This window comes from Rhizobium sp. CF080 (assembly GCF_000282095.2).
Classification (GTDB): domain Bacteria; phylum Pseudomonadota; class Alphaproteobacteria; order Rhizobiales; family Rhizobiaceae; genus Neorhizobium.
The window spans coordinates 596264-619123 of sequence record NZ_AKKC02000002.1 but is presented as its reverse complement, the minus strand read 5'-3'; the positions used below and the strand labels follow the sequence as shown (position 1 = coordinate 619123).

Here is a 22860-nt window from a genome sequence, read left to right as displayed (position 1 = left end):
AAAAGCCCAGGCGAGAACCGCTTGGTCAGATTCCTCCCATCGTCGATCAGGTCCCCGCCTCCAAACGGGGGCCGAATGTCCCTAAGCCAGCATATGAAGCTGACATTTACCTGACATCTTTCGCGTTCTTGAGATTTGGCAAGGGGCGAATGCCTCGAAATTGCCCGAATTGCCTATTGCAGGCGCAGAACTTCGTTCCAGCGGGAAATCAGCCGCGCCCGCTTCACCTGATCGAGATAGACCATCAGTCCGAGGCTGACCGGAACCGGCTTCAATTGCCCGCCGAGCATTTCCCTGAGCGTCGTGGCGGTATTATTGCCGGCGACTTCCGGGCTGACGGCGGGAATCTGCAACTCGCGGGCCATGATCGTCTGGCCCTCCTTCGACATGAAGAACTCGAGATAGCGCCTGCCGAGATCCGGAGCGTCGGCAGCCTGCGGCACCAGGCCGATGCGCGACATCACCACCGTATAGTCCTTCGGCAGCACGATGCCGACATCCGGATGACGGGAAGCCCAGTCTGCGGCATAGGAGCCGAGAATGTTGTAGCCGAGCAGGAAACGCCCGTCGGCAACGCGTTCCAGGATGGCCTGGCTGGTCGAATAGAGCTTCACGCCCGCAGCACCCATCGCCCGAATTACCGACCAGATGTCGCCGAACTGCTCCTGGTCGCGGGCCATGAACAGGAAACCGACGCCGGAACGCTCGATGTCGTAGGTGCCGATCCGGCCGTAGACCGCATCGCCCCGCTTCTGCAGGAATTCGACCAGTTCGGCCCGGGTCGAGGGCGGGGAAGAATCCTTGAAACTCGGCTTGTGATAGACGAACACGGCCGGTTCGAAGGTCAGCGCATAGGCGGTATTGCGCCAGTTGGCCCAGCCCGGCCATTGCCCGCTCATCGGCAGGTCGCTGCGCTGGGCGTAGCCATCATTGGCAAGCTTCACCTGCAGGTCCATGGCGGAGGAGAAGGCGAAGTCGGCCGTCTTGTTGCCGGCATCGGTTTCGCGCACGATCCGGTCGTAGATCTCGCCCGTCAACATGTCCTCGTAGCGCACCGCCACATCCGGATTGGCCGTCTGGAAGCCGGCGATCATCGGCTTGGCGAGCGGCTCGTCGAGCGAGGAATAGACCGTCAGCATCGGCGCGTCGGCCCGCCCGGAGAGCGCCTTGAACAGCGTCGTATCCGCCATGGCGAGGCCGGGGGAAAGGGCAAGACAGAGGAGTGGGAAAAGCAGCCTTTTCATCTGGCCACAATGCCCCACCGTGGCTGCGGCGACAAGCCGATAGGCAGACGCGTAACATTCCGGCCACAGGGGGCCTAATGCACCGTCTATCTGCTTGTTTTCCGATGCCGTGTCATTATCTGTGGGCGGTCTTTTCGCGCCGGAAGACCCGGCGTTTTGTCAGCACAAAAGGTCTCGCCCATGTCGCTCACCCTCTACGATATCACGGTGCCGGTCTTCATCCGCGCTTTCGGCAACCTCACGGAAATCCTCAAGAAAGGCGAAGCCTTCGCCGACGAGAAGGGCATCGCCCACAAGGAACTGCTGGAAACCCGGCTGGTCGATGACATGTACCCGCTGACCTCCCAGATCCAGCGCGCCAGCGACAGCGCGAAATTCGTGCCGGTCCGCGTCGGGCAGATCGAGAACATCCCGATGGCCGATAACGAAGCCACCTTCGCCGACCTGCATGCTCGCATCGAAAAAACCGTGGCGTTCCTGAACAGCGTCGATCCGGCCAGCATGGCGAACCGCGAGGACGCCGAAGTGATCATCAAGTCCCGCGGTGGCGAGACGAAGTTCAGCGGCCGCAACTACGTCCTGAGCTTCGCGCTGCCGAACTTCTATTTCCACGTCACCACGGCCTACGCGATCCTGCGCCACAAGGGCGTCCCGATCGGCAAGATGGATTACATCGGCCGTTCGCAGTAACGCTCGAAGTAACCACGGCATCAGCACATCCGTGACATCGCCGCTTCCGCGTTTATAATCATCTGCGGAAGCGGGGAGATTTCGTGCGTATTCTTCTGGTCGAGGACAATCAGGCGCTGGCCGAGGGGCTGTCGACGATCCTGCGCGGCAGCGGTTACGCGGTCGATGCGGTCGCCGACGGCGCTTCCGCCGAGGCCGTCGCCGCCGCCGAAACCTATGACCTCGTCATACTGGACCTGAACCTGCCGGAAATGGACGGGCTCGACGTGCTGCGCGCCATGCGGGCACGGGCGAACAAAGCGGCCGTGATGATCCTGACCGCCCGCGGCACGCCCGAGGAGAGGGTGAAGGGGCTCGATCTCGGCGCCGACGACTACATGATCAAGCCTTTCGACATCTCGGAATTCGAGGCGCGCATCCGCGTCCTGCTGCGCCGCCAGGCGGGCCTCAGAAGCTCGATAGTCAACTACGGCGGCGTCACCTTCGACCTGAATTCGCGGACATTTTCCAGCCTGGGCGTGACCCTCGATCTGCCTGCACGGGAAGTGGCGCTTCTGGAGCTGCTCTTCCTGCGCGCCGGCAAGGTGGTCTCCAAGGATGCGATCATGGCGTCGCTGACCGGTTTCGACGACGACCTGTCCGCCAATGCGATCGAGCAATATGTGAGCCGCCTGCGCCGGCGCCTGGGCCCGCACGGGTTGACCGTGAAGACCGCCCGCGGCATCGGTTATTATCTCGAAACCACGGCGCCCGGCGCATGACGGCGATCCCGCATGCCGCCCAACCGATGACGCCGACGGTTGCCTATTCCCTCCGCCGCCGTCTGCTCGCCTGGCTTCTCGCCTCGACGGCGGTGATCGGCACCGTCGCCATGGCCGATACCTGGGACGAGGCGGTGGATACCGCCAACGAGGTTTCCGACCGTGTGCTGGCCGGCTCGGCGCTGGCGATCGCCGAGCGGGTGATCGTCGCCGAGGACGGCACGCTCGAAGTCGACATCCCCTATGTGGCGCTGGAAATGCTGACTTCGGCGGCCCAGGACCGCGTTTTCTACCGTGTCGACGGTCCGCCCGGCACGTTCATCACCGGTTACCAGACGCTGCCGTCGATCCCTCGCCGCGAGGGCCAGGCGGCCGCTTTCGAGAATGCCACGTTCCGCGGCGAGCCGATCCGCGTGGCGGCGCTCGCCCGCTCCGCCTCTACCGGCATCAATTCGGTGCCCTTCACCGTCACCGTCGCGGAAACCACGATCGCCCGCCAGCAACTGACCCAGACGATCCTGATCCGCTCGGCGCTGCGCCTGCTGTTCATGATCGTCGGCGCCGCGATCATCGTCTGGGTGGCGGTGACGCTGTCGCTTCGGCCGCTCTACCGTTTCAGCGAGGCGATCGCCGAGCGCAGCCCGGACGATCTTCACCCGATCAGCGAGCGGGTGCCGAACGAAGTGCAGGGCCTTGTCGATACCGTCAATTCCTTCATGGTTCGGCTCGAAAGCGCACTGGAGGCGCTGAGGCATTTCACCGGCAATGCCAGCCACCAGCTGCGCACCCCGCTTACCATCATCCGCACCCAGCTGGCGCTCGCCGATCGCGGGACGGACCTCGCGGAGGTGAAGGAAGCGGCCCGCAAGGCGGACGAGGCGGTGGCGGATGCCGAGCGTATTATTGCCCAGCTCCTCCTGATGGCGAAGATTGACGCTGCCACCCGCTCCGCCTCGATGCAGGTTGTCGACCTGACGGCGCTGGCGCGCGGGGCAACGGCCGACAATGTCCCGCTCGCCGCCGATGCCGGCATCGATCTGGGCTTTGAGGGAGAGGGGGAGATCATCGTCTCCGCCGAACCGCTGCTGATCGGCGAATTGATGAAGAACCTGATCGGCAATGCTCTGCTTTATGCGGGAAAAGGCGCCGAGGTGACCGTTCGCGTCACGCCGGAAAACGGCATCGCAGTGCTCGAGGTGGAAGACGACGGCCCGGGCATCCCGCGCGAAAAGCGGGCTTCGGTGCTCAAACGCTTCGAACGCGGCGACCGCTCCGACAAGCTGGGCACCGGCCTCGGCCTGCCGATCGTCGAGGAAATCGCCCGCCTGCACGGCGCGACGATGACCCTCGCGGGGGGTCGCGAGGGCAGGGGGTTGAAGGTGGAGATACGGTTTCCGGTAGCCGGCTAAATTTGCACTAGGGTGTGGAGCAATTGCCCCTCATCCCCTACCGGGACCTTCTCCCCGCATGCGGGGAGAAGGAGGCTGGAGCGTCGGCAGTGCCACATATCCCTTCTCCCCGTCAGAACGGGGAGAAGGTGCCCGGCAGGGCGGATGAGGGGCTTGCTGGCGGAAAGAACCCGCGCGCCTACTCCTGATGAACCTTCGCCCCGCCGATCCAGGTGCTCTTCATGCCAAGCTCGTTGGTGAGGATCACGAAATCCGCGTCGAATCCGGGCTTCAGCGCGCCCTTGCGGTCGGCAAGCCAGGCCGCTTCCGCCGGATAGGTGGAGGCCATGCGCAACGCCTCCTCGACCGGCAGGTCGAGCGCCTCATGGGCAAACCGGACCGACGAAATCATGTCGATATCGGCGCCGGCAAGCGTCCCGTCGGCGAGCGTCAGACGGCCGTCCTGGCGCAGGATCTCGCGGCCGTTCAGCGTAAAGCTCTTCATGTCGGTGCCGATGGTCGACATCGCGTCGGTGACGATGAAGATCTTGCCCGGTCGGTTCTTGGCTCGCAGCGCGACGCCCATTGCCGCCGGATGGACATGGATGCCGTCGGCGATGATCCCGACATAGAGCGAGCCGATATCGAGCGCCGCGCCGACGACGCCCGGCTGGCGATGGCCGAGCGGGCTCATGGCGTTGAAGAGATGGGTGACGGTGCGAACGCCCGCCTCGGCATAGGTCCTGGCGGTTTCGTAGGTCGTGTCGGTATGGCCGAGGCTCACCATGAAGCCGGCCTGCGCCAGCCTTGCTGCCTGTTCCACTGTGACATTTTCCGGCGCGACGGTGATCATCGTCGCATCGAACACGCCTTTGCAGGAGAGCATCAGTTGGATGTCCTTCTCCTCCATCGGCCGGATCAGCTGCGGATCGTGGGCGCCCTTGCGCGCGACGGAGAGATGCGGGCCTTCGAGATGCAGGCCGAGAAAACCAGGCACGCCTTCGGCCTTCGCCTGCTTGCAGGCTTCGACCGTCCGGGACGTGATCTCGTAGGTGTCTGTGATCAGCGTCGGCAGCAGTGCCGTGGTGCCGAACTTGGCGTGCGCGGCGCAGATCTGCCTGAGACCGGCCACCGTCGGCTCCTCGTTCAGCAGCACGCCGCCGCCGCCATTCACCTGCAGGTCGATGAAGCCGGGCACGATCAGCCCGCCTCCGGCATCGATCCGGTCGATGTCTTCCGGCAGCTTCGGCGTGGACTGGATCGCCTCGATCTTGCCGTCCGCAAAAACGAGCGCGGCATCCTCGTGCCAGAAGGTGCCGTCGAAGATGCGGGCACCGGTAATGGCCTGTCGCGTGCTCATAACGTCTCGGTCACCTTCTTGAGCGCCACAGGCGCATCCGGATTGAAACCCTTGGCGCGCGACCAGGCTTCGACGAACCCGTAGAAAGGCAGGATGAGGGTAAGCGCGTCTGTCAGCGGATGGCCGGTCGCCACGAAAGGCAGCCTGCGGGTATCCCTGACCTTATCGGATGTAGCGAAAACGAGCGCACCCTTGGCCGAAAGGCTGTCAGCGATCTCGACGGCGGAAGCTTCGGCAGCGTCGCGCGCTGCAAAGGTGACGACCGGAAAGCGCTTTTCGACCAGCGCCACGGGGCCATGCAGCACTTCCGCCGCGGAATAGGCCTCGGCATGCATGTTGGAGGTTTCCTTGAACTTCAGCGCCGCCTCGCTGGCGATCGCCAGTGCCGGGCCGCGGCCGAGCATGTAGAGGGATTCCGCATCGCCGAGCTCATTGGCAAGTTCGCTCCAGTCGAGCTTGACCGCCTTTTCGAAATGCCCCGGCAGGGCGCGGATGGCGACTTTCAGCGCCTCGTCGCCGACCCATTCCGACAGCAGCGCAAGGCCTGCGACGATCGAGTTGACGAAGGATTTGGTCGCGGCGACGGCGAGTTCCGGCCCGGCGTTGATATTGACCGCATAGGCCGAGGCGCTGGCGATCGGCGAGGGAAGCGTATTGGTGAGCGCCACGGTGACGGCGCCGGCCTTGGTCGCGGCCTCGGCCATCGCGACGATATCCGGGCTCTTGCCGGACTGCGAAATGGCGATCGCCGCACCGCCGTCGAGCTTCAGCTTGGCGCCGTAGATCGAGGCAAGCGATGGACCGAGCGAGGCGACCGGCCGGCCGGCCGTCAGTTCGACCGCATATTTGATGAAGGTCGCCGCATGGTCGGAGGAGCCGCGCGCGATGGTGATCAGGAAGGCCGGGTCCTTTTCGCGCAGCGCGCGGCCGGCAGCGGCAAGTTCGGCCGCCGAACCGTCGAGCAGACGGGCCGTCGCTTCCGGTATCTCGTCGATCTCTTTGCGCATGTTCGTCATATTGGTCAGCATAACATCGTCCTCGAACGTCAGTTTTCGCCAAGCGAGAGCTCAGCCACGAAATCATAGGCATCGCCGCGATAGAGCGAGCGGGTAAGTTCCACCACCCGGCCGGATGCCAGATAGGAAACCCGCTCGATCGAAAGGCCGGCGGAGCCGATCGGCACGGCCAGCAGCCCGGCATCCGGGTTCTTCATATTGCAGGCCGATATCCGCTGTATGGCGCGCACCGGCCTCGCATCCTTTTTTTCGAGCTCCGCATAGAGCGAATTGGTCACGGCCGAAGGATCCGGCAGGAAGTCGGCGGAAATGCTGGCCCGCTCGATCGCAAGCGGCATATCGTTGCCGAGGCGTAGGCGACCCAGCCGGGCGACCTTCTCGCCGGGCGCAAGGCCAAGCATCATCATCTCCTCGGGCGAGGGGTGGAAAAGTCCGCGCTCCAGCCATTCGGATCGCGTCACCAGGCCCCGCCGTGCCATGTCTTCGGTGAACGAGGTGAGCCGAGTCAGCGGCTGCTCGACGCGCGACATCGGCTTGACCACGAACGTGCCGGAGCCGTGCTTGCGGGTGAGCAGCCCGTCCTTGACGAGATCATCGACCGCCTTGCGCACCGTGACCCGACTGACATTGGCGTAGTCGGCAAGATCGCGTTCGGCCGGCAGGGCGTCGCCATGGCCGAGCTTGCCGGTGCGGATCGCATCTTCAAGGCTCTGGCGCAGCTTCCGGTAAAGCGGCCCGGTGCCGGCCGATTGCAGGCCGTCGAGCGGCAGGATGGCGGCGAGCGTCTGGTTCATGCGCTGAGCTCCGCCCGCGCACCATAGGTCTTGACGGCAAGCGCCACCGCGCCGGTCAGCGCATCGGCAAGCGGCTCGGAAAGCCGGGCGCGATGCCGCTCGGCCAGATATTCGGGATAGAGAGGGGCGAGCCCGCCGAGCAGGCAGAGCCGGCCTTTGCCTTGGGTAAGGGCATTCACGGCATCGAGCGCCTCGTCGATGCCCGTTGCCCCGGTCTTGAGAATGCGGATAGCCGCCTCGTCTCCCCGCCGCGCAAACTCGAACACCTTGGGCGTGTGACGCCCGAAATCGCCGGGCTTCGCCAATCGGGCGAAATCGACCACCTTTTCCGGATTGTCGTCGAACTCGGCGAGGATCGCCTTCGACAGGCCCGTCATCGGGTGGATATTGTCATAGGCGAGCAGGCTTTCCTGCAGCGCAAGCTGGCCGAGCCGGGCGCCGCTGCCGAGATCGCTCACCTGGAAACCCCAGCCGGCGACCGAGTGAAGCCGGCCCTGGTGCCGGGCGATATAAACGGTGCCGGTGCCGACGATGCCGATCGCCCCGTCTTCGTCGCCGATCGCGCCCTGCAGCGCGATCACGCCGTCGGAAACGATATTCGATTGCCTGAAGGGCAGCCGCGCCTGCACATAACTCACCGCATCGCCGACATTGTTGCCGGCAAGGCCGAGAACGGCGGAGGCGGCGGAAAGCTCGGGCTCCAACCCGGCTTCGGAGAAAGCGAGGTGCGAAGCCTCGGCGATATGTTTCAGGGCCGTGTCGGGATCCGTCAGGATATTGGAGGCGCCGCTCTTGCCGCGGCCAAGGATGGTGCCATTTCCGTCAGCCAATGCCGCACGGCAACTCGTTCCACCACCATCGATTCCGATAAAATAGGCCGTCATGGATACCTCCACGGACGATAATACCAAAAAAGTACCAATAACCAAGCGTGATTTCAAAAATCTCAAACGGTAGGTTTCATATATTTGATATTGCTTCATTATTTTCCATGGTTTTTGCTGAGGTTATCAATCCGTTCATAAAAGTTAATTTTCCTTCTGGACAATTGGTATTTTTTTGGCATCATTTTGGACTAGAGGGAGAAACCGGATGAGCACAACTGCCACCGAGGCGAGACATGGGAAAGCGGAAGGGCTCGATACGCTCGCGTCCGCCGAAATCCTCGCGCTTCTCGCATCCGGCCAGCAGGCGGCTGCCAAGGTTGTCGATCAAGCCATTCCGGCGATCGCCAAGGCCGCCGATCTCGTCGCTGCAGCTTTGAAATCCGGCGGCAAGGTGATCTATGCCGGCGCCGGCAGTGCCGGCCTCGTGGCGATGGCCGATGCCATGGAGCTGCCCGGCACCTACGGCATCCCTCCGGAACGGATCGTCATCCTTTTTGCCGGCGGTCTTTCCGGCATAGCTGACCTGCCCGGCGGTCCCGAAGACGACGCGTCTCTGGGCGCGCGTGACGCCGACATCATCGAAGCCGCGGATTGCGTCATCTGCGTTTCCGCGAGCGGTTCGACACCCTATACGGTGGCGGTTGCCGAGACCGCGAAACGCCGGGGCGCAAAACTCGTGGCGATGGCCAACAATGTCGGCGCAAAACTGTTCGAGAGCGCCGATGCGGCGATCCTGCTCGAAACGCCGCCGGAAGTCGTCGCCGGCTCCACCCGCATGGGTGCCGCCACGGCGCAGAAGATCGCCTTCAACATGCTGTCGACGCTGTCAGCCATCAAACTCGGCCACGTGCATGACGGCCATATGGTCAATCTGCGCGCCGACAACGGCAAGCTGCGCATCCGCGCCGCCCGCATGGTGGCCGATATCGCCGGCATCGGTTTCAACGAGGCCCGTGACTGGATCGAGACCGCCGAGGGGTCGGTGAAAGTCGCGGTCCTGCTTGCGGCGGGCGCGGCCGATGTCGAGGCCGCCAAGGCCTTGCTTAGCCATTCAGAAGATGTGCTGCGCGTAGCGCTTGCCGAATTGCAGGCGTCCAAGAGTTCCATGAAACGCGCCTGAAAGGCGCATATAAAAGGGAGAACATCATGACACGCATATTGAAAAGCATTCTTTTTGCCACGACCGTACTCGCACCGGCGGGCTTTGTTGCCACTGGAGCGTCCGCTCAGACCGCCACGCTCACCATCGAGAGCTGGCGCAATGACGACCTGCCGATCTGGCAGCAGAAGATCATTCCCGCCTTCGAAGCCAAGAACCCGGGCATCAAGGTGACCTTCGCGCCAATGGCGCCGACGGAATACAATTCCGCCGTCAACGCCAAGCTCGAAGCCGGCACCGCGGGTGACCTCATCACCTGCCGTCCGTTCGACCTGTCGCTCGCCATGTTCCAGAAGGGCCAACTCGCATCGCTGAACGACCTGCCGGGCATTTCCAACTTCTCCGACGTCGGCAAGTCCGCCTGGAGCACTGACGACGGCAAGACCACCTTCTGCGTGCCGATGGCCTCCGTCATCCACGGCTTCATCTACAACAAGAAGGCCTTCACGGATGTCGGCGTCCAGATCCCGAAGACCGAGGACGAGTTCTTCGCGGTTCTCGAGAAGTTCAAGAAGGACGGCAAATACATCCCGCTCGCCATGGGCACCAAGGACCAGTGGGAAGCGGCGACCATGGGCTATTACAATATCGGCCCGAACTACTGGAAGGGCGAGGACGGCCGCAAGGCGCTGATCGCAGGCAAGGAAAAGCTGACCGACGCCGACTGGGTCGACCCCTACAAGACGCTCGCCAAATGGAAGCCCTATCTCGGCGACGGTTTCGAAGCCCAGACCTATCCGGACAGCCAGAACCTCTTCACCCTCGGCCGCGCCGCCATCTATCCGGCCGGTTCCTGGGAAATCGCGCCGTTCAAGGCGCAGGCCGATTTCGAAATGGGCGCCTTCCCGCCGCCGGTGAAGAAGGCCGGCGATACCTGCTACATTTCCGACCATAACGACATCGGCATCGGCCTCAACGCCAAGGGCAAGAACCTCGAAGCCGCCAAGAAATTCCTGTCCTGGGTCGCTTCGCCGGAATTCGCCGATCTCTACGCTAACGCCGCACCGGGCTTCTTCAGCCTGAACTCGACGCCGGTGAAGATGACCGACACGCTCGCTCAGGAATTCGTCTCCTGGCGCCAGAACTGCAAGCCGACGATCCGCCCGAGTGCGGCCATCGTCGGCCGCGGCCAGCCGAACCTCGACCTCGAAATGTGGCGCGTCTCGGCCAACGTGATCAACGGCACGCAAACCCCGGAACAGGCCGCTGCCGAAACCCAGAAGGGCCTCGACAGCTGGTACAAGCCGGCGAAGTAAGGCAGCCTCGCGTATCTGCCCCTCACCCTAACCCTCTCCCCGCTTGCGGGGAGAGGGGACTTGCCCCACGACCCCTTTGAGGGCACGGAAACGGCGCGGCATATCCCTTCTCCCCGTCAAAACGGGGAGAAGGTGCCGGCAGGCGGATGAGGGGCGATTCGCATACTCCGTTAAAAAAACACCGGAACCCAGATCCATGAGCGATACCGAAATTGCCGATATCGAAACGGTGCCGGTGAAACGCCCCACCCGCTGGCATATCGCCGTTTTCCTGGCACCGGCATTCCTGGTCTATACGGCGGTGATGATCCTGCCACTGATCGAGACCCTGCGGTTATCGTTCTTCAACATCGTCGAAGGCCAGCTCGCCTTCGTCGGTTTCAGCAATTTCCAGACCCTGTTCGGCGATCCGCGCCTTTCCGCCGATTTTTGGAACGCGCTGCGCAACAACGTCATCTTCTTCATCATCCACATGGCTGTGCAGAACCCGGTCGGCATCGCGATTGCCGCCATGCTGTCGCTGCCCGGCCTGCGCTTCGCCGCCTTTTACCGCTCGGCGATCTTCGTGCCGACGCTGCTGTCCTTCGTCATCGTCGGTTTCATCTGGAAGCTCATCCTGTCGCCAATCTGGGGCATCGCGCCGAGCCTGATGGATCTTGTCGGCCTGAAATGGGCCTTTGCGCCCTGGCTCGGCAAGGCCGAAACCGCGCTCATCGCCGTCTCGCTGATCTCCGTCTGGCAATATGTCGGCATCCCGATGATGCTGATCTATGCGGCGTTGCTCAACATCCCCGACGAGGTGCTGGAAGCCGCCGAATGCGACGGCATTACCGGCTGGAGCCAGTTCTGGAAGATCAAGCTGCCGCTCATCCTGCCCTCCATCGGCATCGTTTCGGTGCTCACCTTCGTCGGCAATTTCAACGCCTTCGACCTCATCTACACGGTGCAAGGGGCGCTTGCCGGCCCCAACGGCTCGACCGACATTCTCGGCACGCTGCTTTACCGCACCTTCTTCGGCTTCCAGAACCAGATGGGCGACCGTTCCATGGGCGCGACGATCGCTGCCGTGATGTTCCTGATCATCCTCGCCGGCGTCGCGCTCTATCTTTTCGTCATCCAGCGGCGCATGCGCCGCTACCAGTTCTGAGAGGAGCGAAAGACATGTCCAAAGCCCGCTCCGCCCCCGTCCGTGCCGCCTTCATCCACCTGGCGCTGATCGCCTATACGCTGGTGGCGCTGTTTCCGGTCTTCCTGACGCTGGTCAATTCGTTCAAGAGCCGCAGCGCGATCTTCAGCCAGCCGATGGCCCTGCCGACCCCCTCGACCTTCAGTTTGATCGGTTACCAGACCGTGCTGAGCCAGGGCAATTTCGTCGGTTATTTCCAGAACAGCCTGATCGTTACCGTCGCCTCGATCGCGCTCGTCTTGCTATTCGGCGCCATGGCCGCCTTCGCGCTCTCCGAATACCGTTTCCGCGGCAACACGCTGATGGGCCTTTATCTCGCGCTCGGCATCATGATCCCGATAAGGTTAGGCACCGTTGCGATCCTGCAGGGCATGGTCGCCGCCGGCCTCGTCAACACGCTGACCTCGCTGATCCTGGTCTACACGGCTCAAGGGTTGCCGCTTGCGATCTTCATCCTGTCGGAATTCATGCGCACCGTCTCGGACGACCTGAAGAGCGCCGGCCGCATCGACGGGCTCTCGGAATACGCGATCTTCTTCCGCCTCGTCCTGCCGCTGGTGCGCCCCGCCATGGCGACGGTCGCGGTCTTCACCATGATCCCGATCTGGAACGACCTCTGGTTCCCGCTGATCCTGGCCCCCGGCGAGGCCACCAAGACGGTGACCTTGGGGGCCCAGATGTTCATCGGCCAGTTCGTCACCAACTGGAACGCCGTGCTCTCGGCCCTGTCCCTGGCGATCCTGCCGGTCATGGTTCTCTACGTCATCTTCTCGCGGCAACTGATCCGGGGGATTACGTCGGGGGCGGTGAAGTGACGATGTCTAAATCCGAGGAGCCGTTGCTCCCCCTCATCCGCCTGCCGGCACCTTCTCCCCGCTGGGGAGAAGAGATATGCCGCGCCGGCTCCGTTATCCTCTCCCCTCGGGGAGAAGGTGGCCGAGCGAAGCGGAGGCCGGGTGAGGGGGCGACACGGCACGCCGCCAAAGGAAAAAGCCAATGACCTCCACCCGCCCCATCCGCGTCCTCGTCGCTGGCCTCGGCAACATGGGCAGGAGCCACGCGCTCGCCTACCACGACAATCCGGGCTTCGAGATCGTCGGTCTCGTCAACCGTTCGCGGCGCGACCTGCCGGCCGGGTTCGAAGCCTATCCGATGTTTTCCGATTTCGAGCAGGCGCTGAGCGAGACGAAGCCGGATCTCTGCTCGATCAACACCTATTCCGATACCCATGCGGACTATGCGGTGATGGCTTTCGAGGCCGGCTGCGACGTCTTCGTCGAAAAGCCGCTGGCGACCACCGTCGCCGATGCCGAACGTGTTGTTGCAGCCGCGAAGAAATACGGCCGCAAACTCGTCGTTGGTTATATCCTCCGCCACCATCCCTCCTGGATGCGGCTGATCGCCGAAGCGAGAAAGCTCGGGCCGCCCTTCGTCTTCCGCATGAACCTCAACCAGCAGTCCTCCGGGCCTAAGTGGGACGTCCACAAGGCGCTGATGCAGACCACCTCGCCGATCGTCGATTGCGGCGTACACTACGTCGACGTCTGGTGCCAGATCACCGATGCCAAGGCCGTCGAAGTCCGCGGCATGGGCCTGCGCATGACGGAAGAGGTCGCACCGGACATGTATAATTACGGCCACATGCAGGTCCTGTTCGAGGACGGCTCGGTCGGCTGGTATGAGGCCGGCTGGGGGCCGATGATGTCGGAAATGGCCTTCTTCGTGAAGGACGTGATGTCGCCCAAGGGATCGGTCTCGATCCTCGTCGATGCCAAGGCGAAGTCCGACGATATCGATACGCACACCAAGACCTCGGTCATCCGCGTTCATTCGGCCGAAACCGGCCCGGACGGCCAGTTCGTACGGCGCGACGAGGATCTCGCCATGACCGGCGAGCCGGATCATCAGAAACTCTGCGATCTCGAACAGGCCTATGTGCTGAAGGCCATCCGCGACAATATCGATCTCACCCGGCACATGGACGACGCCGTCCAGTCGCTGCGCATCTGCCTCGCGGCGGATGAGAGCGTGCGCACCGGCGCGCCCGTCCGCCTGTAAAAGCCTAGTTTTTAAGGAAAACGCCCTTGGGTTCGCTTCAACTGAAATCCATCCGCAAGGCCTTTGGCAGCAACGAGGTGCTGAAGGGCATCGATCTCGAGGTCAAGGACGGCGAGTTCGTGATCTTCGTCGGCCCCTCGGGCTGCGGCAAGTCCACGCTGCTGCGGGTGATCGCCGGCCTCGAGGACGCCACGTCCGGCTCGATCCGCATCGACGGCCAGGAAATGGCGACGACCCCGCCCGCCAAGCGCGGCATCGCCATGGTCTTCCAGTCCTACGCGCTGTATCCGCACCTGACGGTCAAGGACAATATGGGCCTCGGCCTGAAACAGGCCGGCACCGAAAAAGCCGAGATCGACACCCGCGTCGCCAAGGCCTCCGGCATGCTGTCGCTCGATCCCTATCTCGCCCGCCGCCCGGCGGAACTCTCCGGCGGCCAGCGCCAGCGCGTCGCGATCGGCCGCGCCATCGTCCGTGAACCGAAACTCTTCCTGTTCGACGAGCCGCTGTCGAACCTCGATGCGGCGCTCCGCGTCCAGACCCGCCTGGAGATCGCCGGCCTGCACCGGCGTCTCAAGGCGACGATGATCTACGTCACCCACGACCAGGTCGAGGCGATGACGCTTGCCGACAAGATCGTCGTCCTCAATGCCGGTGCCATCGAACAGATCGGCTCGCCGATGGAACTCTACAACAAGCCGGCCAACGTCTTCGTCGCCGGTTTCATCGGCTCGCCGCAGATGAATTTCATCCCGGCGGAAAAGCTGGGAGATACGGGCGCCAAGACGATCGGCGTTCGCCCGGAACATGTCGCCCTGTCACGCGAAAGCGGCGACTGGAAGGGCAAGGTCATCCATGTCGAACACCTCGGCGCTGACACGATCGTCTATCTGGAAACGGAGGCGACCGGCCTTCTGACCGTCCGCCTGTTCGGCGAACACGCCTATGCGCCCGACGACATGGTGTTTGCGACGCCGGACAGGACAAGCCTGCACCGCTTCGACGCCAACGACCGCGCCATCGCCTAAAACTAGTCGTTGCTGGCAAGCAGCTTGGCGCCGCCGGCCGCCTGGATGGCACGGCTGCCGAACCGGATGCCGGCACGCAAGGCGGCTTCTTCCGACGCCTCGTTCAGCCAGGCGTGGATGAAGCCGGCATTAAAGGCATCGCCGGCGCCGGTCGTATCGATCACCGGCACGGTTTCCGCCGGCGCATGCAGCATCCGGCCGTTGGACATCAGCCAGGCGCCTTCGGCACCACCCTTGAGGAGGACGAGCGGAAAGGCGAGAGACAGCTTGGCGAGCGCAACTTCCGGATCGGCCGACCCGGTGATCGCTTCGGCCTCTTCGAGATTGGGCAGGAACAGGTCAACGCCCTCGCAGGCCCGCAGCAGGCCGCGGTCATAGATCAGCGTTGCATCCCAGCTCGGATCGAGCGAAACGGTCAGGCCCTTGTCCTTGGCGCGGGAAACGAGGTCCGGGATCTCGTGCAGCGTCGCATATTCGGCAATGTGCAGGTGGCGGACTTCCTCCCAGTCGAGAGCCGCTTCGAGCGTCGCGGGAAGCGCAGGCCCGGCGCGGCGGGTGAGGAAGGCCCGGTCCTGGCCGACCACGGCCGCGACCGTCACCTGTGGCCCGGCATCTTCCGCATGTTCGATGAAACGCAGGTCGACGCCGCTGTCCCGGATCTGCTCCTCGACGCCCGTCGATAGCGAATCCGTGCCGAGCCGGGCGGCAAGCGCCACCTTGCGGCCCGCATGGGCAAGATGCGCGGCCGCGATGAAGGCGCCGCCGCCGGCTGCGATCTCCATGCCGCTGGCATAGATCTCACGGCCGAGCACCGGCAGGTGGCCGAGGCCTGTAAAAATCAGGTCGCAATAGATCCGACCGATGCTCAGCACCGCGGATCTGGTCTCTGCATGCGTCATCATGAACGGCCCAGAAATCTCTCTGTGCTGGCATCGAAGAGGTAAAGGTCACCCGGCGCGGCTTCGCAGGTGAGCGTGCTTCCGACCGCCGGCACGAATTTTTCGCGCACGGTGGCGATGATTGGGGTGTCGGCGACATCCAGGTGCACCAGGGTTTCCGGCCCCAAGGGTTCGACCGCCGAGACCGTTCCGGTCACGGTAAAACCGCTGCTGCCGGTGACTGTCGCATGCGCGATCAGGTCGTGCGGGCGCACGCCGATCAGGATATCTCCGACGCGTGCCATTTCCACGCCCGACCCCGTCCGGCGGCCGCGCACGAGATTCATCGACGGGCTGCCGATGAAGCGGGCGGTGAACACATCGACCGGGGCATCGTAGAGCTCCGAAGGCGTGCCGACCTGCAGGATCACGCCGTCCTTCATCACCACGATCCGGTCAGCCATCGTCATGGCCTCGATCTGGTCGTGGGTGACGTAGACGGTCGTGGTCTTCAGCTTTTGATGCAGCCGCTTGATCTCGATACGCATCTGCGCGCGAAGCTGGGCGTCGAGATTGGAAAGCGGTTCGTCGAACAGGAAGGCGGAAGGATCGCGCACCATGGCGCGGCCGATCGCGACGCGCTGGCGCTGCCCGCCGGAAAGGGCAGCCGGACGACGATCAAGCAGAGCTTCGAGGCCGAGGATCTTGCCGGCGTCCTCGATCCGCTTGTCCTTCTCGGCCTTGCTGAGCTTCGAGGTATAGAGGCCGAAACCGATGTTCTGGCGCACGGTCATATGCGGGTAGATCGCATAGTTCTGGAAGACCATGGCGATGTTGCGCTGTTTCGGCTCGCGCTCGTTGACCACTTCCGAGCCGATCTTCAGCGTGCCGCCGGAGATTTCCTCAAGGCCGGCGATCATGCGCAAAGTCGTCGACTTGCCGCAGCCGGACGGGCCGACGAAGACAACGAATTCGCCATCGGCGATCGAGAGGTCGATGCCCTTGACGGCCTCGACCTTGCCGTAACGCTTCACCAGTTTTTCGAGTTCGATCGTCGCCATCAGCGGGCTCCCGTCAGGGCGGTGAATTTCTGGTTCAGTTCGGCCGCGGCCCTTGCCTCATGCTCCGCGGCCTTCTTGGCTTCGGCCTCGAAGGCGGCGAGCTTGTCGCGATAGGCTGTTATCGCGGCCTGCATCGGCTCTGGCGCGGGCCCGCCGAAACGGGCGCGCACGGCGACGAAATGCTCGGGCGAGACAATCTCCCTGAACTTCTGGAGATCGACGGAAGGCTTACGGCTGGCCGAATGTTCGAAGGCCTTGAGGAAGGGCTCGTAACCGTCATTGGGCAGGTCGCCCTTGGAGGCGACGACGCTCTTTGCCGTTGCTGCAGCGATCTCGTGCGCCTCGCGAAAGGACAGTCCTTCGATGCGCACCAGCGAGTCGGCAAGCTCGGTAATCGTGATGCAGGACCGGCGGATATTCTGGTCGACGCGCTCCGGATCGATGCTGATCTGGCTGATCAGCGCGGCCAGCAGGTCGAGCACGCGCGACGCCGAGGCGAAGGCCTCGTAGCCCATGCCCTGAGTCTCGCCTTCGCTGTCGTTCATGTCGGTGAACGGCGTGTTGTGCATCACGTCGAGCACGGTGCGCGCCCGGCCCATCGTCTGGCTGGCGAGGTGGCGCAGGTGTTCGATCGGCACCGGGTTGCGCTTCTGCGGCATGATCGAGGAGATCTGCACCAGCGCGTTCGGCACGTAGATCTGCCCGACCTCGAAACTCGTCCAGAACTGAAAATCCTGTATCAGCCGGCCGAGATGCAGGAACATCAGCTCGATCGCCGAATAGGTCGAGGTCGTGTAGTCCACGGCCGCGATGCAGCTATAGGAGTTGCGCAACGGCGCGGAGAAGCCGAGCAGTTCGGCAACACGGGCGCGGTCGATCGGGAAGCCGGACGTGGTGATCGCGGCCGCCCCCATCGGCGACAGGTCGACGATTTTCCGGGCCTCGGCAAATCGCTCGATATCGCGGATCAGCACTTCGATCGCGGCCGAGAGATAATGCCCGAACGTCGTCGGCTGGGCCGGCTGGCCATGCGTATAGGCAACGATCAGCGTCGCCTTCTCGCGCTCGGCGGCATCGATCATCGTGGCGAGCAGTTTGCGGGCCTTGCCCATCAGCGCATCGATCTTGTCCTTCAGGCCGAGCTTGAAGAGCGTGTGGTCGATGTCGTTGCGCGACCGGGCGGTGTGCAGCCGCCCGGCGATATCGACGCCGATACGGGCCTTCAGCTCTTTTTCGATCAGGAAGAAGAAGTCCTCCACCTCGCCGGTGTAAACGAGCGTCGACGGATCGATTTCCGTGTCGATCGCCTCCAATGCGCCGGCGATCTTGGACGCGATTTCCTTGTCGAGGATACCGGTCTCGACGAGCATCACGAGATGGGCGCGGTCGATCCGGCGGAAACCGTCGACATGATGGCTCTTGGCGCCGTCGAAGAGCGGCCGAAGCACCGTTTCCTTGTAGACCGGATCGGGGAACGTGCTGGTGTCGGAAAGGCGCGGGTTGATGTCCGCCATGGCTTTATCCTTGCATTATCCCTTTAGGCCCGCCAGCATCACACCGCGGACGATGTAGCGCTGCAGGACGAGGAAGACGAGAAGGGTGGGAAGGGTGGCGATCGCCGCCCCCGTCATGATCATTTCCCACTGGATGGACTGCTCGACCGCGAAGCTCGAAAGTCCGACCGGCAGCGTATAGAGTTCCTTGCTGGTGGTGACGATCAGCGGCCAGAAGAACGCCGTCCAGTTGCCGAGGAAGGTGAAGATGGCCAGCGCCGAGAGCGCCGGCGTCACCAGCGGCAGCGCCACTTTCCACCAGATCTGGAATTCGTTGAGCCCGTCGACGCGCGCCGCCTCGATGAAGTCGTTCGGCACGGTTTCGAAGAACTGCTTCATCAGGAAGGTGCCGAAGGCCGTCATCATGCCGGGGAACATGATGCCCCAGTAGCTGTCCAGCCAGCCGAGCTGGCTCGACATCAGGTACCACGGGATGACCAGCATCTCGGTGGGGATCATCAGCGTCGAGAGGATCGCGAGGAAGATGAAATAACGCCCGCGGAACTCGAATTTGGCCAGCGTATAACCGACGAGGCTGTCGAAGAAGCAATTCGACAGGGTGACGATCACCGCGATCAGCGTCGAATTGAAGAACCAGCGCATGAACCGCCCGTCGGCGAGCACTGAGATATAGTTCGCCAGCGTCGGCGCCGCCGGGATGAGGCGCAGGTCATAGATCTGGTCGGCCGTCTTCAGGGACGTCGAGAACATGAAGGCGATCGGCGAGACCATGATCAGGCCGCCGATGAACAGCACGGTCCAGGTGACGATCAGGCCGGGCCGGATCCTGCCGTGGCTGAGGCGAGTGGCTTCGCTCATTTCTTTTCCCTCAGGATCCAGAGCTGCAGCAGCGAAACGATCAGCAGGATGGTGAACAGCACCACCGTCTGCGCCGCGGCGTAACCCATTGCGTAGGAGTTGAAGGCGGTCTGGTAGATCATCAGAACCAGCGGCTTGGTCGATCCGAGCGGTCCGCCGGGATCGTTGGTGGTCATGTTGTAGACCTGGTCGAAGATGCGCAGGAAACCGATCGACGAGAACACCACGAGGAAGACGGTGGTCGGTTTCAGGAGCGGCAGGGTGATCTTGCGGAGAATCGCCCATTCGCCGAGCCCGTCGATGCGGGCCGCCTCGTAGAACGTGCCCGGAATGGCGCGCAGGCCAGCCATGAAGATGATGATCTGGAAGCCGAGGCCGGCCCAGATCGCCGTCACCATGATCGAGAACAGCGCCTGGTCGGTCGAGCGGATGAACGGCTGCTGCGGAATGCCGAGCATGCTGAACACGTCGTTGATGACGCCGATCGGCGGCGGCTGGTAGAACCAGCGCCAGACCCAGGCCATGGCCGCCGCCGTGGTCAGGAACGGCAGAAAATACAGCGCCCGGATGACATTGTGCATGAAGCGGACGCGATCGAGAAAGAAGGCGATCGTGAAGGCGGTGACGAGGCTGATCGGTGTGCCGATGATCAGGTAGGTGAACGTGTTCTTGAACACCTTCCAGAACTGCGGATCCTTGAAGAGCTTGATGTAGTTGGCGAATCCGATGAATTTCGCCGGCCGCAGCAGGTCCCAGTTGGTGAACGACAGGTAGAAGGCCTGGAACGTCGGATAAAAGCGGATGATCGCGTAGAAGAGGATCGGCAGGGCAAGGAAACTCCAGACCCAGACGAGGCGCCGCGTTCGCATGGAAAAGCGGTCGCCAAAGGATGTCCCTGGGGATCCGCCGGGGCGGCCGGACGCCGCCCCCTGCTGTTCAATCGCTGCCATGATCGGCTCCGTATCTTACGGCTTGGCCGAGTCGATGATTTCCTGCTCGGCCGCGGCCGCCTGCTTGATCGAGTCCTCAACGGACTGACCCTGCAGCAGTACGCGGTTTGCCATGTCGATGGCGTTCTGGCGCTGGCCCTGCTCATCCATGAACAGCGTGGTGTGAGCGTATTCCAGGCCCTTCAGGAACGGCGCGTAGATTGGGTCCTTCAGGTTGGCTTCCGTCAGGGCGGCCGCGCGAAGCGCCGGCAGCTCGCCGACGGTCTTCAGCCAGATGTCCATGGCAGCAGGAGAGGTGATGTAGGCCAGGAACTTCTTCGAGGCTTCGAGCTCCTCGCCCTTCGCCTTGGCGCTGATGCCGTTGGCGAAATAGCTGGCATAGTTGGAACGCACGCCCTGCGCATTGGCCGGCAGTTCGGTCACGCCCCATTCGAAATCCTTGATGCTCTTGAAGGCGCCGAGGCGGAAGGTGCCGTCGATGGTCATGCCGGCCTTGCCGCCGCGGAAGGCCGCCTGGCCTTCGTCCATGAAGCCGGCCGCGCCGATCTTCTTCTCGAGCTGCAGGCTGGTGTAGAACTTCAAGGCCTTGATGCCGGCTTCGCTGTTATAGGCGACCTTCTGGTCGTTGTCGGTGTAGGGCACGCCGCCGAACTGGCGGATCAGCACTTCACGCCACCACTGGTGGTCCTGGCCGCCCATGTCGAGCGTCGAACCTTCGACGATGAGGTTTCCGGAAGCATCGCGCTTGGCGATCTTCTGGGCCGCGGCGACATAGTCGTCGAGCGTCTTCGGCGGGTTGTTCGGGTCGAGGCCGGCCTCGGTGAAGAGCTTCTTGTTGTAGAATAGGGCGAGCGAACGCACGGCGGTCGGCAGGCCGTAATAGTCGTCGCCACGCTTCATCGCCTTGACGATCGGGAAGAAGTCGCTCTCGATCTTGGCATGCGGGAAGGCGTCCTTCGGCAGCGGGGCGAGGAGGCCGCCGGCGACGAACTTGTCGAGCCAGCCGTAGAAGAGCTGCATGACGTCGGGACCGTTGCCGGCCATGTTGGCGGCGATCACGCGCGTCTGGTAATCGGCATAGGGGAAGGTAACCTGCTTGACGGTGATGCCCGGATTGGCCTTCTGGAACTCGGTGATGAGCTGGTCCATCGCCTTCACGCGCGTGTCGAAGACATACTGCCAGTATTCGATTTCCACCGCCTGCGCGGCATTGAATGCGAACGTGCTGAAACCGGCGACGAGTCCGGCGAACAAAGTTGCCTTGCGCATGTGAGCCTCCATTTGCCCCGCCGGGTGCACCGGTCTTGGGGTCTGATTGTTCCCTGCATTCGGACGCGACCTGCAGCCCGACGCGTTTATTGGTTTTCGGGAGGCACTCCTCCCTTCCAAGCACTGCGGCGCTTTGCCCCAGCCCTCCCCTTACGCTTTCCTGAGTGAGGTCGTTTGTCAATAAGATAATTTACTTGAATTATTCTATTGCCGGATGCCGTTTTCCGGCGTTATGAATTCTGCCAACCTAAGGTGGGCGAGATGACCATACACACGATCGGCACACACCCGGTGGCTATCGGCAAGAACCCCGAACGGAGCCGCGAGCACAATCGCCGCGTCGTGCTGGATGTGGTGCGCCGCCACGGTTCGCTCGGCCGCGCCCATATTGCCAAGCTCACCCAGCTCACCCCCCAGGCCGTCGCCAATATCGTCGATGAACTCGCCGGCGAGGGCCTGCTGATGGAGATGGGCCGGCTGAAATCCGGCCGCGGCCAGCCGCCGATCCAGTTTGCGGTCAACCCGGAAGGCGGCGCCACCATCGGCGTCGAAATCGCCGCCGATCACATGGTGACGGTGGCGCTCGATCTCTCCGGCGGCTTGAGGGCAAAGCGCATCACGCCGCTGAAAGATACCACCCCCGGGCACATCCTGCCCGCATTCGCAGCGGAGCTTGCCGCGGTCACGGAACTGGTCGGCGCAAAGCTGCTCGGCACCGGCGTCGTCATGCCCGGCCCGTTCGAGATCGACGGCATGACCTCGGTCGGCCCGACGACGTTGCCGGGCTGGGCGGGGCTCGACGCCGCCCAGGCGCTCAGCGAAGCCTGCGGCCATGCGGTGATCGTCGAAAACGACGCGACGGCGGCAGCCGTCGGCGAGCGGCTGTTCGGCGCGGGTCTGGCGATCTCCAATTTCTGCATGATCTATTTCGGCGTCGGTATCGGCCTCGGCATCATCCAGGACGGCGCCCCCTATCGCGGCGCCTTCGGCAATGCCGGCGAAATCGGCCATGTCACCGTCGTGCCGAAGGGCAGGCCCTGCCCCTCCTGCGGCCAGCTCGGCTGCCTGGAAGGTTATGTTTCCGCCTATGTGCTGAAGGAAAAGCTGAGCTGTGTCGGTATTTCCGACACCGAGTTTTCCGATCTCGAAAAGCTCCATGCCGACCGCCATCCGGTCGTCGAGGAATGGATCGACGAGGCTGCGACCTATCTCGGCCCGATGGTCGCCATGCTCGAAAACATCCTCGATCCGCAGACCGTCATCCTCGGCGGCGCGTTGCCGGATGCGATCATCGAGGACATCGTCGCCCGCATGGGCAACCTGCCGACCTCGGTCGCCAGCCGCAGGCAGCGCGATCTGCCCCGCGTCCTGCGCGGCCAGACGGGACAATTGACGGCAGCACTCGGCGCTGCCGCCCTTCCGCTTTTCGACATGGTGACGCCCAAGCTTGAAACCTCGCTTGCGGCGCCTGCCGATATTTCCGCCTGACCGATTGGAGAACCT

General features: G+C 63.3%; 21 protein-coding genes. 10 read left to right on the top strand and 11 right to left on the bottom strand.

Features of this window, described 5'->3' with window-relative positions:
- Nucleotides 1-173 precede the first annotated feature (173 nt).
- Complete coding sequence (locus PMI07_RS04290; protein WP_245277102.1) at nucleotides 174-1190, bottom strand: ABC transporter substrate-binding protein; 1017 nt, start codon at nucleotides 1188-1190, stop codon at nucleotides 174-176.
- A gap of 234 nt (nucleotides 1191-1424) precedes the next feature.
- Here PMI07_RS04290 and PMI07_RS04285 point away from each other — a divergent pair, with 234 nt between their 5' ends.
- The 3 genes from PMI07_RS04285 (at nucleotide 1425) to PMI07_RS04275 (ending at nucleotide 4104) form a co-directional block, all read left to right on the top strand.
- Nucleotides 1425-1934, top strand: coding sequence for a DUF1993 domain-containing protein (locus tag PMI07_RS04285; RefSeq protein ID WP_007761494.1), 510 nt, complete (start codon nucleotides 1425-1427; stop codon nucleotides 1932-1934).
- 83 nt (nucleotides 1935-2017) lie between these two features.
- A complete protein-coding gene (locus tag PMI07_RS04280) occupies nucleotides 2018-2695 on the top strand; it encodes a response regulator transcription factor (RefSeq protein ID WP_007761495.1) in 678 nt (225 codons plus the stop codon).
- Entirely contained in the window at nucleotides 2692-4104 is a 1413-nt protein-coding gene (locus tag PMI07_RS04275; protein WP_007761497.1) for a sensor histidine kinase, read from the top strand. Before PMI07_RS04280 ends, PMI07_RS04275 begins: the two co-directional genes overlap by 4 nt.
- Before the next feature lie 178 nt (nucleotides 4105-4282).
- Here PMI07_RS04275 and nagA read toward each other — a convergent pair whose 3' ends face one another.
- Genes nagA through PMI07_RS04255 form a run of 4 tightly spaced genes read right to left on the bottom strand, consistent with a single transcriptional unit; the run spans nucleotide 4283 to nucleotide 8137 of the window.
- A complete protein-coding gene (gene nagA / locus PMI07_RS04270) occupies nucleotides 4283-5443 on the bottom strand; it encodes an N-acetylglucosamine-6-phosphate deacetylase (protein WP_007761500.1) in 1161 nt (386 codons plus the stop codon).
- Nucleotides 5440-6471 carry an SIS domain-containing protein gene (locus tag PMI07_RS04265; RefSeq protein WP_007761508.1) on the bottom strand — a complete coding sequence of 344 codons (1032 nt, stop codon included), beginning with the start codon at nucleotides 6469-6471 and terminating at the stop codon, nucleotides 5440-5442. The genes nagA and PMI07_RS04265 overlap by 4 nt, the downstream gene beginning before the upstream one ends.
- Nucleotides 6472-6488: 17 nt before the next feature.
- Nucleotides 6489-7253: a GntR family transcriptional regulator gene (locus tag PMI07_RS04260; protein WP_007761515.1), complete on the bottom strand. Its 765-nt coding sequence runs from the start codon at nucleotides 7251-7253 to the stop codon at nucleotides 6489-6491.
- Nucleotides 7250-8137, bottom strand: a complete 888-nt coding sequence (locus PMI07_RS04255) for an N-acetylglucosamine kinase (RefSeq protein ID WP_007761525.1) — start codon at nucleotides 8135-8137, stop codon at nucleotides 7250-7252. Before PMI07_RS04255 ends, PMI07_RS04260 begins: the two co-directional genes overlap by 4 nt.
- 208 nt (nucleotides 8138-8345) lie before the next feature.
- Between PMI07_RS04255 and PMI07_RS04250 the strand changes: the two genes are divergently transcribed.
- The 6 genes from PMI07_RS04250 (at nucleotide 8346) to PMI07_RS04225 (ending at nucleotide 14827) form a co-directional block, all read left to right on the top strand.
- On the top strand, nucleotides 8346-9260 hold the full coding sequence (locus PMI07_RS04250; protein WP_007761527.1) for an N-acetylmuramic acid 6-phosphate etherase: 915 nt from the start codon (nucleotides 8346-8348) through the stop codon (nucleotides 9258-9260).
- Nucleotides 9261-9286: 26 nt separating this feature from the next.
- Nucleotides 9287-10555: an ABC transporter substrate-binding protein gene (locus tag PMI07_RS04245; protein ID WP_024163551.1), complete on the top strand. Its 1269-nt coding sequence runs from the start codon at nucleotides 9287-9289 to the stop codon at nucleotides 10553-10555.
- A gap of 196 nt (nucleotides 10556-10751) precedes the next feature.
- Nucleotides 10752-11702, top strand: a complete 951-nt coding sequence (locus PMI07_RS04240; RefSeq protein WP_007773654.1) for a sugar ABC transporter permease — start codon at nucleotides 10752-10754, stop codon at nucleotides 11700-11702.
- Between the two features lie 14 nt (nucleotides 11703-11716).
- A complete protein-coding gene (locus tag PMI07_RS04235) occupies nucleotides 11717-12556 on the top strand; it encodes a carbohydrate ABC transporter permease (RefSeq protein ID WP_007773655.1) in 840 nt (279 codons plus the stop codon).
- Between the two features lie 181 nt (nucleotides 12557-12737).
- Nucleotides 12738-13799: a Gfo/Idh/MocA family oxidoreductase gene (locus PMI07_RS04230; RefSeq protein ID WP_007774668.1), complete on the top strand. Its 1062-nt coding sequence runs from the start codon at nucleotides 12738-12740 to the stop codon at nucleotides 13797-13799.
- Nucleotides 13800-13825: 26 nt separating this feature from the next.
- Nucleotides 13826-14827, top strand: a complete 1002-nt coding sequence (locus tag PMI07_RS04225) for an ABC transporter ATP-binding protein (RefSeq protein WP_007774671.1) — start codon at nucleotides 13826-13828, stop codon at nucleotides 14825-14827.
- 2 nt (nucleotides 14828-14829) lie between these two features.
- Here the strand turns inward: PMI07_RS04225 and PMI07_RS04220 are convergent, their stop codons facing one another.
- From PMI07_RS04220 to PMI07_RS04195, 6 genes are read right to left on the bottom strand one after another with little or no spacing between them, the layout of a single operon-like run.
- The gene (locus PMI07_RS04220; RefSeq protein WP_007774673.1) at nucleotides 14830-15729 is read right to left on the bottom strand and encodes a PfkB family carbohydrate kinase; all 900 of its coding nucleotides are present in this window, start codon (nucleotides 15727-15729) and stop codon (nucleotides 14830-14832) included.
- Nucleotides 15726-16766: a sn-glycerol-3-phosphate ABC transporter ATP-binding protein UgpC gene (gene ugpC / locus PMI07_RS04215; RefSeq protein ID WP_024163550.1), complete on the bottom strand. Its 1041-nt coding sequence runs from the start codon at nucleotides 16764-16766 to the stop codon at nucleotides 15726-15728. The genes PMI07_RS04220 and ugpC overlap by 4 nt, the downstream gene beginning before the upstream one ends.
- Complete coding sequence (gene argH, locus PMI07_RS04210) at nucleotides 16766-18280, bottom strand: argininosuccinate lyase (protein WP_007755463.1); 1515 nt, start codon at nucleotides 18278-18280, stop codon at nucleotides 16766-16768. Before argH ends, ugpC begins: the two co-directional genes overlap by 1 nt.
- A 15-nt stretch (nucleotides 18281-18295) precedes the next feature.
- Nucleotides 18296-19138: a carbohydrate ABC transporter permease gene (locus PMI07_RS04205; protein ID WP_007755469.1), complete on the bottom strand. Its 843-nt coding sequence runs from the start codon at nucleotides 19136-19138 to the stop codon at nucleotides 18296-18298.
- Entirely contained in the window at nucleotides 19135-20088 is a 954-nt protein-coding gene (locus PMI07_RS04200) for a sugar ABC transporter permease (RefSeq protein WP_007755472.1), read from the bottom strand. Before PMI07_RS04200 ends, PMI07_RS04205 begins: the two co-directional genes overlap by 4 nt.
- A gap of 15 nt (nucleotides 20089-20103) precedes the next feature.
- On the bottom strand, nucleotides 20104-21369 hold the full coding sequence (locus tag PMI07_RS04195; protein WP_081760634.1) for an extracellular solute-binding protein: 1266 nt from the start codon (nucleotides 21367-21369) through the stop codon (nucleotides 20104-20106).
- Nucleotides 21370-21618: 249 nt separating this feature from the next.
- Between PMI07_RS04195 and PMI07_RS04190 the strand changes: the two genes are divergently transcribed.
- Nucleotides 21619-22845, top strand: coding sequence for an ROK family protein (locus PMI07_RS04190; RefSeq protein ID WP_024163549.1), 1227 nt, complete (start codon nucleotides 21619-21621; stop codon nucleotides 22843-22845).
- Nucleotides 22846-22860: the final 15 nt, after the last annotated feature.

Bases quoted from the DNA above. Each gene is read 5' to 3' on its own strand.
- PMI07_RS04290 (WP_245277102.1), bottom strand. From the start codon at position 1,190: ATGGCGGATACGACGCTGTTCAAGGCGCTCTCCGGGCGGGCCGACGCG.
- PMI07_RS04285 (WP_007761494.1), top strand. From the start codon at position 1,425: ATGTCGCTCACCCTCTACGATATCACGGTGCCGGTCTTCATCCGCGCT.
- PMI07_RS04275 (WP_007761497.1), top strand. From the start codon at position 2,692: ATGACGGCGATCCCGCATGCCGCCCAACCGATGACGCCGACGGTTGCC.
- nagA (WP_007761500.1), bottom strand. From the start codon at position 5,443: ATGAGCACGCGACAGGCCATTACCGGTGCCCGCATCTTCGACGGCACC.
- PMI07_RS04265 (WP_007761508.1), bottom strand. From the start codon at position 6,471: ATGCTGACCAATATGACGAACATGCGCAAAGAGATCGACGAGATACCG.
- PMI07_RS04260 (WP_007761515.1), bottom strand. From the start codon at position 7,253: ATGAACCAGACGCTCGCCGCCATCCTGCCGCTCGACGGCCTGCAATCG.
- PMI07_RS04255 (WP_007761525.1), bottom strand. From the start codon at position 8,137: ATGACGGCCTATTTTATCGGAATCGATGGTGGTGGAACGAGTTGCCGT.
- PMI07_RS04250 (WP_007761527.1), top strand. From the start codon at position 8,346: ATGAGCACAACTGCCACCGAGGCGAGACATGGGAAAGCGGAAGGGCTC.
- PMI07_RS04245 (WP_024163551.1), top strand. From the start codon at position 9,287: ATGACACGCATATTGAAAAGCATTCTTTTTGCCACGACCGTACTCGCA.
- PMI07_RS04240 (WP_007773654.1), top strand. From the start codon at position 10,752: ATGAGCGATACCGAAATTGCCGATATCGAAACGGTGCCGGTGAAACGC.
- PMI07_RS04235 (WP_007773655.1), top strand. From the start codon at position 11,717: ATGTCCAAAGCCCGCTCCGCCCCCGTCCGTGCCGCCTTCATCCACCTG.
- PMI07_RS04230 (WP_007774668.1), top strand. From the start codon at position 12,738: ATGACCTCCACCCGCCCCATCCGCGTCCTCGTCGCTGGCCTCGGCAAC.
- PMI07_RS04220 (WP_007774673.1), bottom strand. From the start codon at position 15,729: ATGATGACGCATGCAGAGACCAGATCCGCGGTGCTGAGCATCGGTCGG.
- ugpC (WP_024163550.1), bottom strand. From the start codon at position 16,766: ATGGCGACGATCGAACTCGAAAAACTGGTGAAGCGTTACGGCAAGGTC.
- argH (WP_007755463.1), bottom strand. From the start codon at position 18,280: ATGGCGGACATCAACCCGCGCCTTTCCGACACCAGCACGTTCCCCGAT.
- PMI07_RS04205 (WP_007755469.1), bottom strand. From the start codon at position 19,138: ATGAGCGAAGCCACTCGCCTCAGCCACGGCAGGATCCGGCCCGGCCTG.
- PMI07_RS04200 (WP_007755472.1), bottom strand. From the start codon at position 20,088: ATGGCAGCGATTGAACAGCAGGGGGCGGCGTCCGGCCGCCCCGGCGGA.
- PMI07_RS04195 (WP_081760634.1), bottom strand. From the start codon at position 21,369: ATGGAGGCTCACATGCGCAAGGCAACTTTGTTCGCCGGACTCGTCGCC.
- PMI07_RS04190 (WP_024163549.1), top strand. From the start codon at position 21,619: ATGACCATACACACGATCGGCACACACCCGGTGGCTATCGGCAAGAAC.